Raw genomic sequence first — 19,851 nt, 5'->3', positions numbered from 1 at the left:
GGAACAAGGACCTCGCATGGACAAGCCACACCCAAAACGCAAACGCAGCCGTCAGCGGCGCGATGTGGCATTGATGGTCACCTGCCTGGCAGATCTGATGCGCCCCTCAGTCGGTTTTGCCGCCATACGCCTGCTGGAGCGCGCCGGCTGCCGTGTGAGCGTGCCCGAGCAGCAAACCTGTTGCGGACAACCCGCCTACAACAGTGGCGAAATTGATGCGGCAGTGCCCGTTGCACGCGCAGTCATTGAGACATTCGAGCCCTTCGACTACGTGGTCGTGCCGTCCGGTTCCTGCGCGGGTATGCTCAGCCACCACTATCCCGCACTGTTCGAGGGCGAGTGGCGTGACCGCGCCCTGGCCCTTGCCGCCAAGACCTGGGAGCTCACCCGGTTTCTCACGGAAGTAGCGCGCCTGCCGGCACCGAAGCGTCCGCCGCTGGAGAGCGCCATCACCTACCACGACGGCTGCGCCGGATTGCGTGAGCTCGGCGTGCAGCAGCAGCCACGGCAATTACTGCAGGAGCAATGTGGCGCCCAGGTGCAGGAGCTGAGCCAGAACAAGGTGTGTTGTGGCTTCGGTGGCACTTTCTGCGCGCGCATGCCGGAAATTTCCGGAAAAATGGCTGACGACAAGCTGGACGATGCGGTGGCCAGCGGCGCCACAATCGTTGCCGGCGGAGATCTCGGCTGCCTCCTGCATCTGGCCGGCCGAGCGCGACGCAGAGGCGTGGACCTGGAGTTCCGGCATGTCGCTGAACTGCTGGTCGGCGAGCCTCGCGGGCCGGGCATAGGGGATGGCCGCGAATGAAACTCGCCAGCGACAACTTTCTGCAGGAAGCGAGCGCTGCCCTCAACGCGCCGGAAAAAGTGGCGCGGCGCAACCTGCTCGGCCAGTTCCTGCCGCTGGCCCGGGACAGCGCCGCCAGCAAATACGGTGACTTCGACGCCTTGAGAGCGCACATGAAACGGGTGCGCCGACATACCAGCGAGCACCTCTCCCATTACCTGCAACAGTTCGAGGAAGCTGCGGTACAACACGGCAACCAGGTGCATTTCGTTGCCGACGCCGAGCAGCTCAATAGTAAGGTGTTGTCGATCTGCCAGGCACACAGCGCCAGGCGGGTAGCCAAGGGCAAGTCGATGGTTACCGAAGAAACCGGTCTCAACGAGCTGCTGCTCAAGGCCGGACTTGAGGTGCTGGAAACCGACCTCGGGGAGTACATTATTCAACAGGCGGGTGAGACCCCGAGCCACATTGTGGGCCCGGCCTTTCACAAGTCGCTGGCCGAGATCCGGCAACTGTTTCTCGACAAACACAAACTGGGCGAGCGCGGCCTGGAAACGGCGAGTGAGGTAGTTGAAGAGGCGCGCGGGATTTTGCGCGAACAGTTTCTCGCAGCGGATGTGGGCATCATTGGCGCCAATGCGCTGGTCGCCGAACACGGTACCAGCATGCTGGTGACCAACGAAGGCAACGGCGACCTCTGCGCCAACCTGCCGCCGGTGCTGATTGTGTGCACGACCTTTGAACGCCTGTTGCCTCGCGCGGAAGACGCCATGGCGCTGCAGCGCCTGCTGGTGCGCTCGGCCACGGGTCAGCCGCAAACCTGCTACACCAGTTTCTATTCCGGCCCGCGGCGGGAAGACGATCCCGATGGGCCGCTGGAAACCCACATCATTCTGCTCGACAACAAGCGCAGTGACATCCTGGCCAGCGACTACCGGGAGATACTCGACTGTATCCGCTGTGGTGCCTGCCTCAATCACTGCCCCATTTACATCGGTGTAGGCGGCCACCCGTACGGCTGGGTGTACCCGGGGCCCATGGGGTCCGTGCTGACACCGCTGCTCACCTCGCTGGAGCAGGCGCACGCCCTACCCAACGCCTGTACCAGTTGTGGTCGCTGCGCGGAGGTGTGCCCGGCAAACATACCGCTGCCGGACCTGCTGCGTGACCTGCGCCAGGACGAGAGTGTGCAGCGTATCAAGCCCGCGCGCTGGCGCCATGGGCTGCGCCTACACGCCTGGCTGTTGCGTCACCCTGCCCTCTACCAACGTTTCACCGGCTGGGCCATGCGCCTGTTGGGCTGGCTGGGCAAACGCCGCGGAGCCTTTCGGCGCATGCCCTTTGCCAGCGGCTGGACCGGGCAGCGCGACTTTCCGGCACCCGAAGGCGGTGGTACCTTCATGGGCCAGTACGCGGCACGCAGGCGCAGGGGGGTACGACGTGGCTGAATCTGCACGCGCCCAACTGCTGGCGCGACTGCGCGCGCAGGAAACAGAGACCGAACCGGAGGAGATCGCGCACGCGCTGGCTGCTCTTGGCCATGCACAGGCTGCCCGCGCGCCCCACCCCGATGTGCATACGGCCTTCCTTGCCAACATACTGGCCAATCAGGGCACGGTCGAGCTGGCGCGGGACCGTGGCGCCGCGGTGCAGGCGATCGGTCGTTATCTCTACCAACGCTTTCGCACGCACAAGCTGGTTGCCGGCAACGACCCCAGGCTGGCCGCCATGCCCTGGCGAGACGGCGGCGTGCTGCCTCGTTTCGGGGTCGCGGAGGCCGGCGATGCCGCCGCACTGAGCTACGCAAAACTGGGGGTTGCCGAAACCGGCGCCATTGTCACTTTCACCGGGCGCGCGAACCCCGGGCGCAACAACCTGCTGCCGGAAGATCATCTGGTGTTGGTGAACCGTGAAGATGTTGTGTCGACTCTGGAAGAGGCCTGGGTGCGGATACGGCAGGATACTCAAGCCGGCAGCTGGCCGCGCGGTATTCAGTTTATCGCAGGGCCCTCAAGCACTGCTGACGTGGAGGCGCAACTGGTGCTGGGCGCACACGGCCCGCGGCGCTGGCATGTCATCCTGGTGGGTGACACGCCAACCTCGGCTGTAGATGCCGCCAGGGAAAGCCTTGCGACTGCCCCGTTTTAGTTCGGCGTGAAGTTGAACTTCTGTCCACCCAGAGTCGCCTCGTACATCAGGCCACCCTTGGCGATGGTAAATACCGCCATACCCTTGCGATAGCCCAGGCTGGCCGTGGAAGCGTCGTTGCGGCCACCGCTGACACCGGCGCTGACCCCGCCACCCGTACTCGCTTCTGCTGAAACACCCGCGGTGATCGCGACCGCAGTTGCCTGAGCGCCGAACTCGAAATTACCGCTGGTGAACTGCTCCAGCGCGTTGGCACTCTGAAAGAAAATAATCTGGCTGAATGCCTGGCCACCCAGCTGAAAGCCAACCGTGAGCTGCGTCATGGTCGCCTCGCCAATCACATGTCCCTGCTGATACACCCGCCCCTTGCCGTGGGCACCGCCGATACCAATACCCCCCTTGCCGATGGTCGGGAACAGGGCGTAGCCGTAAGCCGAGTCAAAATAGACGGCGCTTTCACCCGCATTGCGAAACGACTCCAGCGCTTCTGCGTAATTGTCTGCCCGCGCCAATGGCGCCAAAACCAGTGCCAGCAGAACGTACAGGATGGGCATAACAGCGGTCTTCTTCATGATGTGTCTCACTTGTCAGTTGGACGCCATTTTCAACAATAGCACCGAATGGCGAGAGGCAATAGCACGACACGCCGCCGTAGTTACCCGGTGTTGCGCATGCCCGCAGCAATCCCCGCGAAGGTGACCATGATGGCCTGTTCCAGCCCACCCTCAGGCTCACGCCGCTGGCGCTGTAGCAGTTCGGCCTGCAACACGTTGAGCGGGTCTGTGTAGATATTGCGCAACTGAATGGACTCGCGAATCCAGGGTGAATCGGCAAGCAGCGTATCCCCTCCGCTGATCTCCAACACCGTGCCCACATCCCGCTGTAACGATGCCCGCAGCGCGCGCCCAAGGCTCTGCAACTCTTCGGGCACCAGGCAGGCATCGTAGTGTGCCGAAAGCCCCGTGTCCGCCTTGGCGTAGACCATTTCCAGCATGGACAGACGCGTTGCGAAGAAAGGCCAGCCGGCGGCCATCTCGCGCAGGCGGCCCGCGTGACCGGCATCCAGCGCCTGCTGCAGGGCGGCACCCGCTCCCAGCCAGGCCGGCAGCATCAGGCGGTTCTGGGACCAGGCAAAAATCCAGGGAATGGCGCGCAGGCTTTCAATACCGCCGCCGCCGCGACGACGGGCCGGGCGTGAGCCCAGCGGCAGCCCCGCCAGTTCCTGCTCCGGGGTGGCATAACGGAAATAGGCGATGAAATCCGGCTCTTCGCGAATCACCCGGCGGTACTCGGTACACGAGCCCGCAGCGAGCTCCTCCATCAGGTCACGCCACGATTGCTCTGGCGCCGGTGGCGTCTGCAGGTTCGCCCGGCAAATGGCGCCGGTGTACAGCGCCAGGGTTTTCACCGCCAGTGAGGTCCAGCCGAGTTTGGTGCGAATCATTTCCCCCTGCTCGGTCACGCGCAAGCCCTGCTCCAGCGAGCCCGGTGGCTGCGACAACAGGGCAGCCTGTGCCGGCGCCCCGCCACGCCCGATCGTCCCGCCACGACCGTGAAACAGGGTGAGGCGAACATCGCTGGCAGCACATACCGCCAGCAACTCCTCCTGCGCACGGTACTGGGCCCAGGCGGCCGCCAGTACACCGGCGTCCTTGGCGGAATCCGAATAGCCGATCATCACCATCAGCTGTCCCTGGATGTGCCCGCGATACCAGGGGTCTGCCAGCAACGCCGTCACCACCTCACGGGCCCGGGACAGGTCATCCAGCGTTTCAAAGAGCGGTGCCACGGGCAAATCGAAGGGACAACCCGCCTCGCGCAGCAAAAGGTGCACTGCCAGCACATCGGAGGCCTGCCGCGCCATGGAGATCACATAGGCACCCAGTGCCTCGCGCGGCTGGCGGGCAATCACGGCAAAGGTCGCCAGGACTTCGGCCACCGACTCACTGGGCGCCCAGCGGGGCGGCACCAGCGGACGGCGGCTGGCAAGCTCCTGACGGAGGAAGGCGCAGCGTGCATCCTCGTCCCAGGCCGCGTAGTCGCCAAGTCCGAGCCAGGTGGTCAATTCCGACAGGACTTCGGTGTGTCGTGCACTGTCCTGGCGGATGTCATGGCGCACCAGATGCACACCAAAGCAGCGCACCCGGCGCAGCAGGTCCAGCAGGGCGCCATCGGCAATCACCTGCATACCGCAGTGTTGCAGCGAGTGATAACACAGCGCCAGGGGCTGCCAGAGGTCGTCAGCGGTCAGGAGTACCGTGTTGTCAACCACCTCCCCGGCCAGCGCCGCCTCGATGGTCTGCAGGTCGCCTTTCAGGCGCTCCCGCAGGCTGCGCAGCACAGCGCGGTAAGGTTCATGCGAGCCTTCGGCAGCCGCCTCCAGCGCCGCGTCACACACCGTCATCGAAAGCTCTTCCACCAGGCGCGTCACGTCCTGCAGGTAGAGTTCGATGGCCTGCCAGCGACTGAGCCACAGCACCTCGGCGGTCACCTCGGCCGTCACGTTCGGGTTGCCGTCGCGATCGCTGCCCATCCAAGAGCCAAAGGTCACCGGCGCGGCGTCCAGCGGCAGACGGCTGTCGCAGGTTTCCTGCAGGGCCGCATCCAGTCGACGCAGATACTCGGGCACGGCGCGCCACAGCGAGTCTTCCACCACGGCAAAACCCCACTTTGCCTCGTCCACCGGCGAAGGGCGCTCAGTACGGAAATCATCGCCGTACCAGATTTGCGCTATCAGCTCGCGTAGGCGCGTATGCAGCTGGTCCTGCTCGCGACGGGTGAGCCCGCCCAACTCAAGTTGCGACAGGCAACGACCGATTTCAGTCTGCTTGTGGATCAGCGTGCGACGCATGATTTCCGTGGGATGTGCAGTGAGCACCAGGTCGATACGCAGGGCCGCCACCGCATCAACAATGGCTGCGGGGGACACGCCTTCCTCCAATAATGCCTCGAAACTGCCGCTGAGATTGCGCGAGGCAGAGAACAGGGGGTCCATCTGTCGCGACACGGTATGGTGCTGATCGGCAATATTGGCGAGATTCAGGAACTGACTGAAAGCCCGCGCCACCGGCACCAGCTGCTGGTTGTCCAAAGAGCGCAGGACGGCGAGCAATTCGGCGTGCGCCGCATCCTCACCACCTGCCCGCGCGGATTTTGACAGGCGCCGGATTTTTTCCACCAGGGCGAGAAAATCTGCACCGTTCGCCGCCGCTATCGTGTCACCGAGCAGGTGCCCGAGAAAACTGACGTTACTGCGCAGCTCACTGTAATCCGAACGTTCGCCACTGCCCGCTTCTCTGGTGCTTACCACTGCTTGAACCTCCGTAACAAATCGCACACTCGAGCCGAATAGCCCCACTCATTGTCGTACCAATTCAGCACGCGCAGGTAGCGCTCGTTCACCACGGCAGTGAAGCCCGCGTCATAGATGGAGGAATGTGCGTTACCGATGATGTCGGTCGACACGATTGGCCGCTCACTGAATGCCAGAATCCCCTGCAGCGCACTCGAACCGGCAGCCTCACGCACCGCATCGTGCACCGCATCCACCGTGACCGGATGCGCCAGTTTCACGAACAGGTCGACAACGGAGCCGTCGGGCACCGGCACTCGGGACGCAATGCCGTGCAAACGGCCCTTCAATTGCGGCAACACCTCACCCACCGCCTTTGCCGCACCGGTTGAGGTGGGAATGGTGTTTTCCGCCGCCGCCCTGCTGCGGCGCCAATCGGAGTGCGGTACATCCGCCAGGCGCTGGTCGTTGGTGTAGGCGTGTACCGTATTGATCACGCCCTCTTCAATACCGAAAGCGCTATCGAGCACACTGGCCATGGGCGCGAGGCAATTGGTGGTACAGCTCGCATTGGACACAATGCGGTGCTCCGGTCGCAGCCCGGCATCGTTCACCCCCAGCACCACCGTGTAATCAATTGGGTCGGACGCCGGTACCGTCAATACCAGGCGGCCCGCCCCGGCTTCCAGATGCGCCTCGAGCTGGGCGCGCTTGCGAAACGCCCCGGTTGCCTCCACCACCGCGTCTATGCCAAGTTCCGCCCAGGGCAAAGCGGCCGGGTCGCGCTCGCTGATAAGCTTGCAGCGCCCACCCGCGGTCACCAGTTCGTCGCCTTCAAGCAGCAGCGACTTGCCGAATGGTCCCATCACGGTGTCGTAATTCAACAGGTACCGCAGGGCAGCGTGGTCAAACAGGTCGTTGATCACAACGACCTGAATATCCGGGTCATTTTCCAGAATGCGAAATACCGAGCGGCCGATACGGCCGAAACCATTGATCGCAACGCGCATTACGCAGCCTCCTCACGATGATCCAGCTCTGCATAGAGACGCGCCACATCCAGCAGGCGCGCGGCGTGCCCCAGAGTTTCGTACCAGCCCAGCGCCTTGACGGTATTGCTGCCGGCCTTGATGGTGCCCCAGGCGTCAAACACGAGCGAGTGGGTGTTGCCGATGACATCTGAGGACACTACGGGATCTTCGACAACCGTCACGATGCCGGCGTAGTCGGCCGCACGCCGACGCATGCAGTCGTTGACGGCATCGGCGGTTACCGCGCTGTCGGCAAAAACGAGATTGACGTCCAGCAGGCACCCCTGATGAATCGGCACGTTCAGCGCGGAGGTCAGCACCTTGCCCGCCAGTGCGGGAAGCACGTGCCCCAGCCAGACTCCCGCCTCGTGCTGATTGGGAATAATGTTCTCTGCCGCCGAGCGGCTACGGCGGAAATCACTGCCGGCGTAGTCCTGCAGCACCTGGTCTGAGGTGTAGGCGTGCACCGTGGTCATGCTGCCGCAGTCGATATCGAAATCACGCGAGAGTGCGTGCAGCAGCAGGCACAGCGCGGTGGTGGTGGCCGAGCCTGCAGAGAGCATGCGGTCCCCAGGCCGAATCGAGTCGGCGTTAATACCGGGCATTACCAAGCGATCTATATGGTCGGTGGGCAGAGTACGCAGCAGCACACGGGGCGCACCAGCCTGCAAATGCTGCTGCATGGCGGCGCGGTCACGAAACCTGCCGGTCGCGTCGATAACGATATCCACGCCAAACACATCCCAGGGCATTTCGGCCGGCGAGTCGGTGCGCAGAAGCCGAGTGCGGAAGCGTTTGTTGTGAAGGAAATTGCCCTCTAGCTGGTAGGCATCCTCACCCATTTCCGCACCCAGCAGGTAATGCAGAATCGCCGGCTCACCAATATCCGCTATCGCCACGATCTCGATATCCGCGCTGCGCGCCGCTATGTCATACACTTGCCGGCCGATCTGGCCGAAGCCCATCAAGCCGATCTTGATCGGTTGTCCACGCGTCATGTTTCGCCTCCTGAGTCAGACCACCCGCACGCGGGTGACCAGCTTTTGTCCACAAATTGTCCGACAAGTGCGGCACCCGGTGCACACACCAGCAATCCATCCTGCACACCTCATCGTAACTACGCTAAACACAATGGAGATGCGACATGGAAACTGCACTGGCTGGCAACATTCCTTACCCGAGCAAGATGTCAGCCGAGGCTGCCACGGTACGCAAAGCCCTGCTGGAGCGCGGCCTGGAAACCCCCATGATCCAGAACGGACTCACACGCGACGAGAAATACCGGCGCATCGTGCAGTCATTCACCGAGATCACACGCACCTTGGGGCTGGACCTCAACGATGATAGCCTCGCCGAAACGCCGCACCGAATCGCCAAGATGTATGTCGACGAGATTTTTTCCGGGCTGGACTACGCACAATTTCCCAAAATCTCCGTGATCTCCAACAAAATGCAGGTGGAGGAAATGGTTCAGGTCGACAGCATTGATGTTGTCAGCACCTGCGAACACCATTTCGTCACCATCGACGGCCTGGCTCGTGTCGCCTACATACCCAAAGACAAAGTCATAGGTCTGTCGAAGATCAACCGCATCGTTCGCTTCTTTGCCCAGCGCCCACAAGTGCAGGAGCGGCTAACCCAGCAAATTCTCGTCGCCCTGCAGGCACTGCTGGATACCGACGATGTTGCTGTCACTATCGACGCTGTGCACTACTGCGTCAAGTCACGCGGTGTGATGGACAGCAATTCCAGAACCCGAACGACGTCGCTGGGCGGCGCCTTCAAATCCAACGCGAGCACCCGAGCCGAGTTCCTCAACTGATCCCCCCCCTGGGAACTCGGCTGCTTGGCCCGGCACTGCCGGGCATTTTTTTGTCCCCAATGACGGTTTTTCGGCCGCCGCAAAGCGTGTAACCTGCCTCCTTCGCATCTGCACTGTGCACCCGCGCTGGCCATACCATGAGAACACTGCTCACCCTCACCTCACTGCTGATCTCCACCGCCCTGCTCCTGGTCGGGCAGGGCATGCAGCTAACCCTGCTGCCTTTGCGGGCCAGCAGTATCGGCTTGTCGGATTTCATTATCGGCGTCAGCGCTTCCGCATATTTCATGGGTTTTGTTGCCGGCTGCCTGTTGATCCCCAGGATCATCGCCAAGGTGGGACACATTCGCAGTTTCGCCGTGCTCACGGCGATCATGATGAGCGCGATTCTCGCTTTGGAAACCCTGGACGGCTGGGTTCCGTGGCTATTGCTCCGTTTTCTCACAGGCGCAATGATCTGTGGTCTGTATACCGTGATCGAAAGCTGGCTGAACGATCAGACCAGCGCTGAATCACGCGGCCAGGTTCTGGCCATCTACACCTTCATTATTCTCGCCTCGATGGCGGTAGGCCAGGTGCTGATCAATGTCGGCCCCGTCAGTAGCGCCACGCCGTTTATTCTGGCAGCCATTTTCATGGCCCTGGCCATCGTACCGGTTGGACTCACCAGCCGGCTGGCACCTGCACCCATCGAATCAACCCGCATTCGCTTCAGCCTGCTCTACCAACGTTCACGCGCCGCCTTCGCCGGCACCTTGCTCTCCGGGCTGGTGGTCGGCAGTTTCTGGGCGCTGGGGGCGGTGTTCGCGCGCCGCTACGGCACGAGCATGGCAGACGTCACCTGGTTTATTACGGCGGGTATCGCCGGGGGCGCGCTGTTCCAGTACCCGATTGGCTGGCTCTCCGACAGGATCGACCGGCGCTATGTGCTGGTGTGCCTCAGTATCGGCGCTATCGCCACATCGGCAGCGGTCGCACTCACGGTGCAGCACAGCGCGCATCTGGTTGCGGTTTTTCTTTTCGGCGCCATGACCATGCCGCTCTACGCCATCTCGCTGGCCACGGCGGCTGACAATTCTTCCGCGGAGGAGTTTGTGGAAATCGGGACATCGGTATTGTTGCTGAACGCACTGGGCGCCGCCTCCGCCCCCATCCTCCTGGGGCAGCTGATGAGCCTCTACGATGCGACGGCGCTGTTCTGGTCCTTCGGCGCGCTGAGCGCAGTCTTCACCATTTACCTCGCCATACAAACCCGGGACAAGGGTCAGGTGGTTGCCGCAGAGGACCAGGTACCCTTCTCCGCCGCCGCTACCGAAGCGGCTCCCACAGGCTTTGGGCTGGACCCGCGCGGCCCGGAAGATGCGGTGGGCGACCTGCTACCCTCGGAATCCCAGGGGCAAGATGAGTACCATACGGCCGACGAGCCTGAGACAGACCCGGCAGCCGTGAATCACGCGCAGCAAGGTTGACCCGGCGCCACGGCGGGCACCGTGGGGCCTCAGTCCGCCCAGTGCAGCAGGACTTCACGCTGCTCTGCCGCACTGCGGGCAAGACCTTCGGCAAGCTCTCCGTAGCGTTCCTCGACTTTTTCGCGGCGAATCTTCAGCGTTGGCGTGAGCACCTCGTTGTCGATCGTCCACTCCTCCCGGGAAAGGATCACGGCACCGATGCGGGCGTGCTTCTCGACGGCCTCGTTGATGCTCTGTACCGCCTGATGTATCGCCTCGGCGATCTCCGCTTCTGCCTGCTCGCGTGAGGCTTCGGCCAACTGCCGAGCTGCATCGTTGAGCACGGCAACCATCACCGTCTTGGAGAAACCACGCCCCAGCAGGCAGTGTTGCTCGGTGTGGGGGTTCTTGGCGAATGCCCCTTCAATGGGGGGCGGTGCCACAAACTTGCCCTGAATGGTCTTGAAATACTCTTTCACGCGGCCCGTGAGGTAAACGAAGCCGTCCTCGTCCACCCGTGCCTTGTCGCCGGTGTGCAACCAGCCATCGCGGATCAGCTCGGCGGTCTTGTCCGGTTGCTTGTAATACCCCGGCGTGCAGCCGTCAGCGCGGACTACCAGTTCGCCTTCCTCAGTAATACGAAACTCTACCTCGCCAACGGGCTTGCCGATGGAACCGATGCGGCGTGAGTCGTGACCACTGGCAATCACCCCCATGGCCTCAGTCTGACCGAAGCCCTCCATAAGAATCAGCCCCAGCCGCTGCCACCACTCGATCAATGACGGCGGCGTGGGCGCGGCAGCCACCAGGCAATACTCCACCTGGTCCAGTCCCAGTCCCTCGAGAATCAAGCGGCCGATACCTTCCTCATCTTGCTGCAGTGCCTGCTCCAGCGCCTCGTTGCCGCCAAACTTGGCAACGACCGCCTGCTTCAACTGCTCCCAGACACGCGGTGGACCGAAAAACATGTGCGGACGGGTACGTTGCAGATCTGCCGCCAGGGTTTCCAGGCTCTGGTTGAAGCTCACCTCACCACAACAGGTCAGGGATGAGAACTCGACGATCTGGCGCTCGGCGATGTGGGGAAGCGGCAGATAGGAGAAGTAACGTGCTTCATCGCGCGTGCCGAAGAAATTACGAAACCGTGTGATGGGAACGAGGTTGCTGCGGTGTGTCTGGATGACGCCCTTGGGCAAGCCGGTCGTGCCTGAGGTGAAAACCAGCGAGATCACATCATCGGGCTGGCAGCGATAACCGGGGGCCTTGCCCTGCCACTCCGCGAGTAGCGACTCCCAACGCAGGTGCGGCTCTTCCAGCTCCACGCCGGGCAAGGTTATCAGTGTAATCCCTTCCGGCAGCACCTTTCGCACCGCTTGCCAGTTGCTGGTTTCACCCACAATCAGGACACGGGTCTCGGTAAAATCCATGATGTACTGGGCGGTCGACGCCGGCAAGGTAGAGAACATGCTCACCGTGACATTGCCTGAGTTGATGATGGCGAGATCAGCGAGAAACCAGTGCGCGCAATTGCGTGACAGCAGCGATATGCGCTCGCCATGCCCGAAGTGATGCTCCAACATCGCCGCCATGGCGTTGACGGTCGCGGCAGCCTCGCTCCAGGTGACATCCCGGGAACCCTCGGGCAGCAAATCCTTGAGCCAGACCCTGTCAGGCGTTTCCCGCGCCCAGTGAGCGAGGAGTTTGTCGAGCGTATCAGCCTGCATAATGGTGCCCTCTCTACTTATTTTGTCCGTCCCAGTTTACAAAACCGGACGAGGGATACCAGCAAATTCGTTCTCAGCGCAACTCAAGCGCCTGCTGGCCGGTGCCGGTTGGTGTGGCGCGTTGGGCCACGCCGCCCTGCCCCATATCCGGACGCTGAGCGCGATTCAAGCCGATGGGTAAAGGCTCCAGCGCGGCGCGACCCCAGTTGTGCTGTGGCAGGCGCTCGGTGATGTCGTCAACGTCCACCACCGGCACCAGGCCAACCAGCGGCTGCACTGAGCGCCCACCACCCACGCTGTCTTCGCGTCCATGCCAGCTGCCGCCGGTCAGGCGATGATCACTGGCAAACGTCAGCAACAGCGCTTCATTGCGTGTGTCGGCACGGCCGATATCAATGGACAGGAAGTCCACCCCCAGCGCGCCCAGGCTGAAGCCGAGGACATTCTCCGTAACCTGCCAGGACTCCCAACCCAGAACGTAACCGCCGGGAATGGCAGACACGCGCAGCGGCGGCCCCAGACGCGCGAGCACCTCGCGACTGTCGATGCCCGTTTCCGTGGCAAGACGCGACGCTGCGCCGGGCAACGCCTCGCCCAGGGTGTAATGCCACTGTGTGCAGCCACCGAGGGCGAACATCAGGGGCACCAGCAAAGCCCGGAGAAGCCTAGCCATTGTCGGTGTCGGCAATGCGGCTGGAAGCATCAGTCAACAGGCCGTCCTCATCAAAGAAGAAGATAGCGCGATCGTAGTGCGTGTCGATCTGCATGCGGTTGTAGAGCACCAAGACGATGCCCTCACCATCGGAGCGTTCAAACAGGTAGTAAAGAATGGACTCACCTTCAAGCGCGATAACCTGTGACGGCGGCCCCAGAGTGGCCATGACCTCGGCACGGGTGGTGACGCCGGGCTGCAGGCTTTGCATGTAGGCATCTGTCCAACCCACTTCGACGCCGCGACGGTTTTCGTACTGGGCGCAACCGGCAAGGGTCAACAACAGGGCCGGCAGCAACAGGCAGGCAACACGCTTCATGATTTCCTCTCACGACAAACAACAGTACGTAATATACGCAATGGGATTGGTGGCGGACTGCTCAAGTCAACAGGAGGTCACTGCGCTGCACCACCTGTTGCCTGAAGGCAGCCGTTTTCTCGCTGTAGTCCTGCGAGTCAATGGTTGAGACATAGCGCCACTCGGCAGTGACCGTATCCTGGCTGAACATTGTGACCAGATACCCGCGATCAATGAGGTTGGCATACACGAGGTCATCGACCAGGGTGGCAATGAGCGGCGAAAACAGCCCCGCGGCATCAACCCCAAGCACGGCCTCCAACCCGGGAGAACTGACACTCGCGGTCGCCAGCTCAACACCTACCACCTCGCCGGTGCTCGCCACCAGCTGTGACGCCCAGGCGTTGTGCGTGTCACCAGCGAGAGCGACGAGTCGGCTGTTCATCTGGCGCGCCACTTCCAGCACGCGGTCACGTTCAAAGGCGTAACCGTCCCAGGCGTCAAGGTTATAGGGCACGGCAGAATCCAGCAGCGCCTGCTCTTCCACGGTGCGCTCTTCGGGCGTTTTGTTCTTGGCAGCGACCGCGGCGAGCACCGCCGCAGTGCCGGCAGCGAGTGCATCGCCGCCACTGATACTCGGTTCCAGCGCTTCCAGGATGGGTGCAGGCAACAGGTAGCGCGCCATCAGCACCTGCTGGCCCAGCACTTGCCAGCGCGCACTGGAGTCGATCAGTTGCGTTTCCAGCCAGGCGAGCTGCTCCGCACCGAGCAGGGTGCGGTCTGCGGCGTTGCTGGCTGCACGCGTTGCGTCGATATCGATGCGGCCACCACTGACGAAATCCGGATACACGAACTGACGGTCGCGCCCAATCACACGGGTATCCAGCATAATCAGGTCCACGAGGTCGCCGTAGGGCAGGCGACGGTAGATGATCTCCTGCTCACTGGCCGGGGGGCGCACAGGCAACCACTCGTACCAGGCCTGAATCGCCGCGGCGCGGCGCTCGGAGTATTCGCCTTCGGTAGCCGGATCGTGATTCTCCGCACCTTCACGCCAGGCATCGTTGGCGATTTCATGGTCGTCCCAGACCACGATAAACGGGTGTGCCCCATGTGCCGCCTGCAAGTCGGGGTCGGTGCGGTACTGTGCGTAGCGGCCCCGATAGTCCGCAAGGCTGAACAGTTCGCTGGCGGGCTCTACCACGCGGCCCAGAGCCTCGGCGTTGGCACTGGCATAGCCGCCAGGGGCGTATTCGTAGATGTAATCCCCCAGATGCAACACCGCGTCCACCGGCTGTGCCGCCACCTCACGATAAACATTGAAGTAGCCTGCCGGGTAATTGGAGCAGGAGACAACGGCAAACGCCGCGCTTGCGGTCGCACCTGAGGGCGCCGTGCGCGTCCGCGCTGCAGGGGAGAGGACGTCACCTACGCGGAAACGGTAGTAATAGGTCGTACCGGCCGCGAGGCCGGTGACGTCGGCCTTCAGCGTGAAATCCACCGCTTCATCGGTGTTGCCAACCCCACTGGCAACGATATCGGCGAAGCCATCATCACTGGCGACCTCCCACTCGACCGTCACAAAGCCCGGTTCACGGGGGGTAACACGCGTCCAGATGATGACGCGATCAGTGAGCGGATCGCCGGAGGCAACCCCGTGATTGAAATCAGCGGCCACACCTTCCGGCGCGGGCGGGGCGTCCGTGCTGTCTGAGCAGCCCACAAGATTGCCGCCCAAGAGCGGCAACAGCGATGCCGCCGCGATCCCCTTGACGAGGGTGCGGCGACGCAGTTGAGGATGATCGGTCATTGTGTGCTCCGTGGGGAATGCTGCAGGCAGCATGCATCGTTAGAGCGCACAGAATTACAGCAATCGTGTTACCGGCGCAAGCGCGCCGGGCGGGCCTTAGCCGGGCGCCCCTTAGCCGGGCGGGCCTGCGCCGGGCGGGCCTTAGCCGGGCGGGCCTGCGCCGGACGGGCCGCTGTCGGGCGACCCTGCGGAACCGAGTGCTCGGGCTCGAAGTCCTCCACCTCTTCCCGCGGCAATGTTTTGCGGATCAGGCGTTCAATGCCGTACAGGTAATCCGCCTCGTCGGCGCTGACCAGCGAATAGGCCTGTCCGGCCGCGCCGGCGCGCCCGGTACGGCCGATGCGATGCACGTAGTCTTCCGCGATGTTGGGCAGGTCGAAGTTGACCACCTGCGGCAACTGCTCAATATCCAGACCCCGTGCCGCAATATCGGTAGCCACCAGGGCCTGTACCCGCCCCTGCTTGAAGTCGCCGAGGGCTCGGGTGCGCGCGTTCTGGCTCTTGTTGCCGTGAATGGCAACCGCCCGGATACCGTTCTTCTCAAGCTGCTGACTCAGTTTGTTGGCACCGTGCTTGGTACGCGTAAACACCAGCACCTGGTCCCAGTTGTTGGCGTGTATCAGGTGGCTCAACAGCTCGGGCTTGCGCTTCTTGTCCACCGGGTACACCCACTGCTGCACTGTTTCGGCCGTGGCATTCGGCGGACTGACCTCTACCTTGACCGGGCTCTGCATGTAGCCCTGTGCCAATTGCGTAATCTGGGTGGAAAAAGTGGCGGAAAACATCAGCGTCTGGCGCTTTACGGGCAGCAATTTGACGATACGGCGGATATCGTGAATAAAGCCCATGTCCAGCATGCGGTCAGCCTCATCGAGCACCAGCATTTGCAGGTCGCGGAAGTCCACAAAACCCTGCCCATGGAGGTCGAGCAAACGGCCCGGGGTGGCGACCAGCACGTCGACACCGCGCTTCAGCTGCGCGATTTGCGGAGTGATGTTCACGCCGCCAAAAACGACAGCGGAACGATAGCCATCGTACTTGCCGTAGTCGCGCACGCTTTCCTGCACCTGTGCGGCCAATTCACGGGTAGGCGTCAGCACCAGGGCGCGACAGCGGTTGGCCTGCGCACGCGGGCCTCCGGCAAGGCGCTGCAACAGTGGCAACGTGAACGCCGCGGTTTTACCGGTACCGGTTTGTGCGGCGGCCATGACATCCCTGCCTGCAAGGATCAGCGGAATGGCTTTCGCCTGAATGGGTGAAGGGCTTGCGTAACCCTGGTCGGCAACAGCACGCAGCAGGCTGGCGGACAGCCCGAGAGAATCAAAAGTCATGGTCAGCAATCTCTGGATAAATACGTCGACAGAAAAATGGCAATGTCTGGCGGAGTAATGCTGACGCGGACGAGCACCGTCAGCGGGTGCGCAGCGGATGGTACGCGAATGCGAGCTGAATGCAAGTTTGCCCGGGTGGTCAGCTCGCGGCCGTCGCCGCGCTGTCAGAGGCCTGCAACACGGCTTCGGGGCGATGAAAGCGCAGTTTGGCCTCGCGGATGCGCGCGTCGTGATCCGCTGCAGTGCGGGCAATCTCCGCCGCAATACCGAGGCGATGAATCAGGCCCTCCTGGTTGGCTACCTGAATCGCCAACCCGGGCCGGGCGTTCAGCTCCAGCAACATCGGCCCACGCGTGCGGTCCAGCACGATGTCTGCGCCGAGATAACCCAGCCCCGTCATTTCTGCACAGCTGGCTGCAAGGTCGAGAATGGCATCCCAATCCGGCAGCCGCAGCGACTTGAAACACGCGCCTGTATCCGGGTGATGGGTGACCAGGCTGCCGTGCTGTACCGCAGCGATACTGAAGCCCTCGCCAATATCCAGGCCCACACCCACGGCACCCTGATGCAGATTCGCCTTGCCGTCCGAGGCGTGTGTCGCGCAGCGCATCATCGCCATCACCGGCACACCGCGAAAAACAATCACCCGAATATCAGGCACACCTTCGCAGCTGTATGCCGCGAGCAGCGGATTGAAGTCGATCAGTGCCTCGATCATGGCCGCGTCGTTGCGTCCGCCGAGGCTGTGCAAGCCGGCCAGGATGTTCGACGTGTGCCGGCGCAGGTCGCGGTCATCGATCACGCCGCCGCTGGACTTTACAAAGTGGTCGCCATCACGCGAGGTAATCACCAGAATACCCTTGCCACCGCTGCCCTGCACCGGCTTGATAACGAACGCCTCACGACCCTCGAGCATCTCCAGCATCCGGTTGATCTGGAACTGATGCTCGATCACCCCGTACAGCTCGGGCACCACCACGTTGCGCTCCAGCGCGGCTTTTTTGGTGAGCAACTTGTTGTCCACGAGCTGGTAATTACGCCGCGGATTATTCGCGCCGATAAACGTCAGGTTGCGCCTGTTCATACCGAGAATGCCACGCTCACGCAGCACAGAGGGTTTCACCAGCTTGATCATTTCATCTGCGCCATGTCGCGGAAACGATAGAGCTCGGACAAGCGGTAGCCCGTGTATTTACCGGTCAGTAGAATCACACCCAGGAGACTGATCAACAGCTCCGGGAAGTTGAAAGTGAGGTGCTCAACCAGAGGCACTGACATGGTGAGATAGGCGAGTACGGCGACCAACAGGCTGCCACCGCCCTGCATCATGACTTCCCTGCCCCCCTCTTCTTCCCAGAGTATCGACATGCGCTCGATGGTCCAGGAGAGAATAATGGTGGGGAAGAAAGTGACCGTGAGCGCCTGGTCCACACCCAGCTTGTAGCTGATCAGTGACAGTGCAGCCATCAGTAACACCACTACAATCACCACAGCCGAAACGCGGGCCACCAGCAACAGGTTGAGGTGGCTGAGCCAGGATCGAATCCACAGCCCCACACTCACCAGCAGGAGGAAGATGGCCAGACCGACCCAGAGCGTGGTCTGCAAAAAGGCCAGCGCTATCAACACCGGCATGAACGTGCCCGAAGTCTTGATACCTACCAGCACGCGCATCATCACCACCACAAACGCAGCTACCGGCAACAACAGAATACCCTTGAAGATCCCCTGCTGCTCCACCGGCAGGGCGTAAATGGAGAAGTCCAGCAGCGCGAATTCATCGCTGCGCTCTTCCATGCTGACCACCGTTTTCGCTGACAGGCTGTTGCGTACCAGGGCAAACTCCAGCCTGGAATCACGCCCACCGAGCACCCGCAGGGCCGCGCCGTTGCCCTGACGCCAAACGAAGAAATCCTCGGGCAGGCCGGCCTGCCCCGTTTCCGGGTCAAACACCTCCCAGTCGCTGCCGTCGTAAACCTGCAGCAGGCTACTCAGTGTTTGCCGGCGCCGGCCGTCCTGCAGCGCGATACCGCGCACGGGATAGGCGGGGATATCGGCATAGGCCAGCACGTCAAACATCACCCGCAGGGGGGTATCGCTGTAGGTGCCAAGCAGGAATTCCGCATCCTGGCTGGGCTGCGGCCTGCGCAATTCCTGGATCATGAGTGCGGTCAGCGTCGCGGGGCTGCTGGAGCGTTCACGCAGATCTGCCACAAAACGCTCCATGGCGGCCTGTTGATCAGGTTCCAGCAGCGGCGGATCCGGCGTTTCGATAGGCATGTCCGGCAGCTGAGCGCGCCGCGCCCGATACACCTGCTGCTTGTAATAGAGTGTGGTTGGGTGCTCGAGTAACTGCCGCGACCACCGCGCCACTCGGCCACCGGCTTCCTCGGAAACGGAGAAACCAAACCCGGAAGAGGCAAAATGCTCTTCCAGTGTCACCCAGCCACCAAGGCCCGAGGGCAGGGCCAGATCCACCTCGACCGGCCCGCTGGCCGGCTTGAAACTCACTTTCGTCTCGATGGTCCACACTTCACGGGATTCACCCGGCCACAGCGGCAAGTCCAGGCCGACCACCTTGTAGGCCGTGACCGCAATACCGAACAGAATCAATGCACCGGCAACGATGCCGACCTTGGCGCGAGATGCAATCATGGGGCCGCCGGATGCTCGAGCGTGTGGCGCCGGCTGACGTCGACAATGGCCATGTCAGTCAGCAGGTTGCGCCCTATCACCAGGGGATAGGGCATATCGATATTCTCAGACAGGCTGACCTCCACCCGGGCACGGTTGTCACCCAGGGTCAGCCACATGGTGACGACGTAGTTGCGCGCGCTGCCGCCGTGCGCGTCAACCACCGAGGCCCGGCGCAGGAGTGGCGCCTCCAGTCCGTATTGTTCATCGCTGGCAGGGTCGACCAGAACATAGCTGACGTACCGCTTGCCGTCTTTTTCCAATAGACGCACATCGCGCGCGGCAATCGTGGTGTGCTCGCTCGCCGTGTCCACGACCGCTTCCAGCGTCAGCCCAGAGGGTTCCACACGAATGAACTCCAACACACCAATGATGGGCAGTTCGAGTTCCCCGGCGGTCTCCGGCCGCACGGGCACAGCCGCCGGTGCTGCGGGGCGCAGCACAATTTTCTCGAGCACCCTGGGCTCCGGACACTCCTGCAACGGACACACCGGACATTCCACCACCGGCACCTCGGGGCAGGCGACCGCCGCCGGCGCCGGTTCGGGCAAACTCTGGCAACCCGCCAACACCACGCCCAACGCAAGCGCTGTTCCTGTGAATCGCAAAACCATGAAAACCCCTTATCACAGCCGCCACCGACGCGGCCTTTAAACACAGTATACTGCACCCGCTCTCGGCAAAGCACCTGCGTGAAAAGCGCAGTTTTTACATCACGGCAGCGCGCTCGCTACCTCTTGATCTTGCCGCGGCT

17 protein-coding genes are annotated in these 19,851 nt (G+C 62.4%); 5 read left to right on the top strand and 12 right to left on the bottom strand.

All coding sequences use genetic code 11. The features are described from left to right. The first annotated feature begins 16 nt into the window (after positions 1–16). The 3 genes from EGJ68_RS08910 to EGJ68_RS08900 are packed head-to-tail and all read left to right on the top strand — an operon-like array spanning position 17 to position 2,935. Positions 17–808, top strand: coding sequence for a (Fe-S)-binding protein (locus tag EGJ68_RS08910; RefSeq protein ID WP_123034227.1), 792 nt, complete (start codon positions 17–19; stop codon positions 806–808). After that, complete coding sequence (locus tag EGJ68_RS08905; RefSeq protein WP_123034226.1) at positions 805–2,235, top strand: lactate utilization protein B; 1,431 nt, start codon at positions 805–807, stop codon at positions 2,233–2,235. Before EGJ68_RS08910 ends, EGJ68_RS08905 begins: the two co-directional genes overlap by 4 nt. Next, entirely contained in the window at positions 2,228–2,935 is a 708-nt protein-coding gene (locus EGJ68_RS08900) for a LutC/YkgG family protein (protein ID WP_123034225.1), read from the top strand. Before EGJ68_RS08905 ends, EGJ68_RS08900 begins: the two co-directional genes overlap by 8 nt. Here the strand turns inward: EGJ68_RS08900 and EGJ68_RS08895 are convergent. The 4 genes from EGJ68_RS08895 to EGJ68_RS08880 form a co-directional block, all read right to left on the bottom strand. Next, positions 2,932–3,507: a YSC84-related protein gene (locus EGJ68_RS08895; protein ID WP_123034224.1), complete on the bottom strand. Its 576-nt coding sequence runs from the start codon at positions 3,505–3,507 to the stop codon at positions 2,932–2,934. The two genes, EGJ68_RS08900 and EGJ68_RS08895, sit on opposite strands and share 4 nt — an antisense overlap. Before the next feature lie 83 nt (positions 3,508–3,590). Further along, on the bottom strand, positions 3,591–6,245 hold the full coding sequence (ppc, locus tag EGJ68_RS08890; protein WP_123034223.1) for a phosphoenolpyruvate carboxylase: 2,655 nt from the start codon (positions 6,243–6,245) through the stop codon (positions 3,591–3,593). After that, complete coding sequence (gene gap / locus EGJ68_RS08885) at positions 6,239–7,237, bottom strand: type I glyceraldehyde-3-phosphate dehydrogenase (RefSeq protein WP_123034222.1); 999 nt, start codon at positions 7,235–7,237, stop codon at positions 6,239–6,241. The genes ppc and gap overlap by 7 nt, the downstream gene beginning before the upstream one ends. Then, positions 7,237–8,256 carry a type I glyceraldehyde-3-phosphate dehydrogenase gene (locus EGJ68_RS08880; protein ID WP_123034221.1) on the bottom strand — a complete coding sequence of 340 codons (1,020 nt, stop codon included), beginning with the start codon at positions 8,254–8,256 and terminating at the stop codon, positions 7,237–7,239. Before EGJ68_RS08880 ends, gap begins: the two co-directional genes overlap by 1 nt. Positions 8,257–8,402: 146 nt before the next feature. Here EGJ68_RS08880 and folE point away from each other — a divergent pair, with 146 nt between their 5' ends. Together folE and EGJ68_RS08870 are read left to right on the top strand one after the other, a co-directional pair. Further along, positions 8,403–9,080: a GTP cyclohydrolase I FolE gene (folE, locus tag EGJ68_RS08875; protein WP_123034220.1), complete on the top strand. Its 678-nt coding sequence runs from the start codon at positions 8,403–8,405 to the stop codon at positions 9,078–9,080. Positions 9,081–9,217: 137 nt separating this feature from the next. Further along, positions 9,218–10,549, top strand: a complete 1,332-nt coding sequence (locus EGJ68_RS08870; RefSeq protein ID WP_123034219.1) for an MFS transporter — start codon at positions 9,218–9,220, stop codon at positions 10,547–10,549. A 29-nt stretch (positions 10,550–10,578) separates the two neighbouring features. On the opposite strand, the gene EGJ68_RS08865 is transcribed toward EGJ68_RS08870, so the two are convergent. The 8 genes from EGJ68_RS08865 to EGJ68_RS08830 form a co-directional block, all read right to left on the bottom strand. After that, entirely contained in the window at positions 10,579–12,252 is a 1,674-nt protein-coding gene (locus EGJ68_RS08865; RefSeq protein WP_123034218.1) for an AMP-binding protein, read from the bottom strand. A 73-nt stretch (positions 12,253–12,325) separates the two neighbouring features. Beyond that, positions 12,326–12,925, bottom strand: a complete 600-nt coding sequence (locus tag EGJ68_RS08860) for a hypothetical protein (protein WP_158283590.1) — start codon at positions 12,923–12,925, stop codon at positions 12,326–12,328. Further along, positions 12,918–13,283, bottom strand: a complete 366-nt coding sequence (gene bamE, locus EGJ68_RS08855; protein ID WP_123034216.1) for an outer membrane protein assembly factor BamE domain-containing protein — start codon at positions 13,281–13,283, stop codon at positions 12,918–12,920. The genes EGJ68_RS08860 and bamE overlap by 8 nt, the downstream gene beginning before the upstream one ends. Positions 13,284–13,344: 61 nt before the next feature. Beyond that, a complete protein-coding gene (locus EGJ68_RS08850; protein WP_158283589.1) occupies positions 13,345–15,072 on the bottom strand; it encodes an alkaline phosphatase D family protein in 1,728 nt (575 codons plus the stop codon). A 68-nt stretch (positions 15,073–15,140) separates the two neighbouring features. Next, positions 15,141–16,403, bottom strand: a complete 1,263-nt coding sequence (locus EGJ68_RS08845; protein ID WP_123034214.1) for a DEAD/DEAH box helicase — start codon at positions 16,401–16,403, stop codon at positions 15,141–15,143. Between the two features lie 139 nt (positions 16,404–16,542). Then, positions 16,543–17,538 (bottom strand): alpha-L-glutamate ligase-like protein, encoded by a 996-nt coding sequence (locus EGJ68_RS08840; protein WP_199227992.1) that lies wholly within the window; start codon positions 17,536–17,538, stop codon positions 16,543–16,545. Then, positions 17,535–19,058, bottom strand: coding sequence for an inactive transglutaminase family protein (locus EGJ68_RS08835; RefSeq protein WP_199227991.1), 1,524 nt, complete (start codon positions 19,056–19,058; stop codon positions 17,535–17,537). The genes EGJ68_RS08840 and EGJ68_RS08835 overlap by 4 nt, the downstream gene beginning before the upstream one ends. Further along, the gene (locus EGJ68_RS08830; protein WP_158283588.1) at positions 19,055–19,711 is read right to left on the bottom strand and encodes a putative ATP-dependent zinc protease; all 657 of its coding nucleotides are present in this window, start codon (positions 19,709–19,711) and stop codon (positions 19,055–19,057) included. Before EGJ68_RS08830 ends, EGJ68_RS08835 begins: the two co-directional genes overlap by 4 nt. Positions 19,712–19,851: the final 140 nt, after the last annotated feature.

Source organism: Haliea alexandrii, assembly GCF_003719295.1.
Taxonomy (GTDB): Bacteria; Pseudomonadota; Gammaproteobacteria; order Pseudomonadales; family Halieaceae; genus Haliea; species Haliea alexandrii.
Note: the sequence above shows the minus strand (reverse complement) of the source record. Positions and strands in the feature narration are given on the sequence as shown.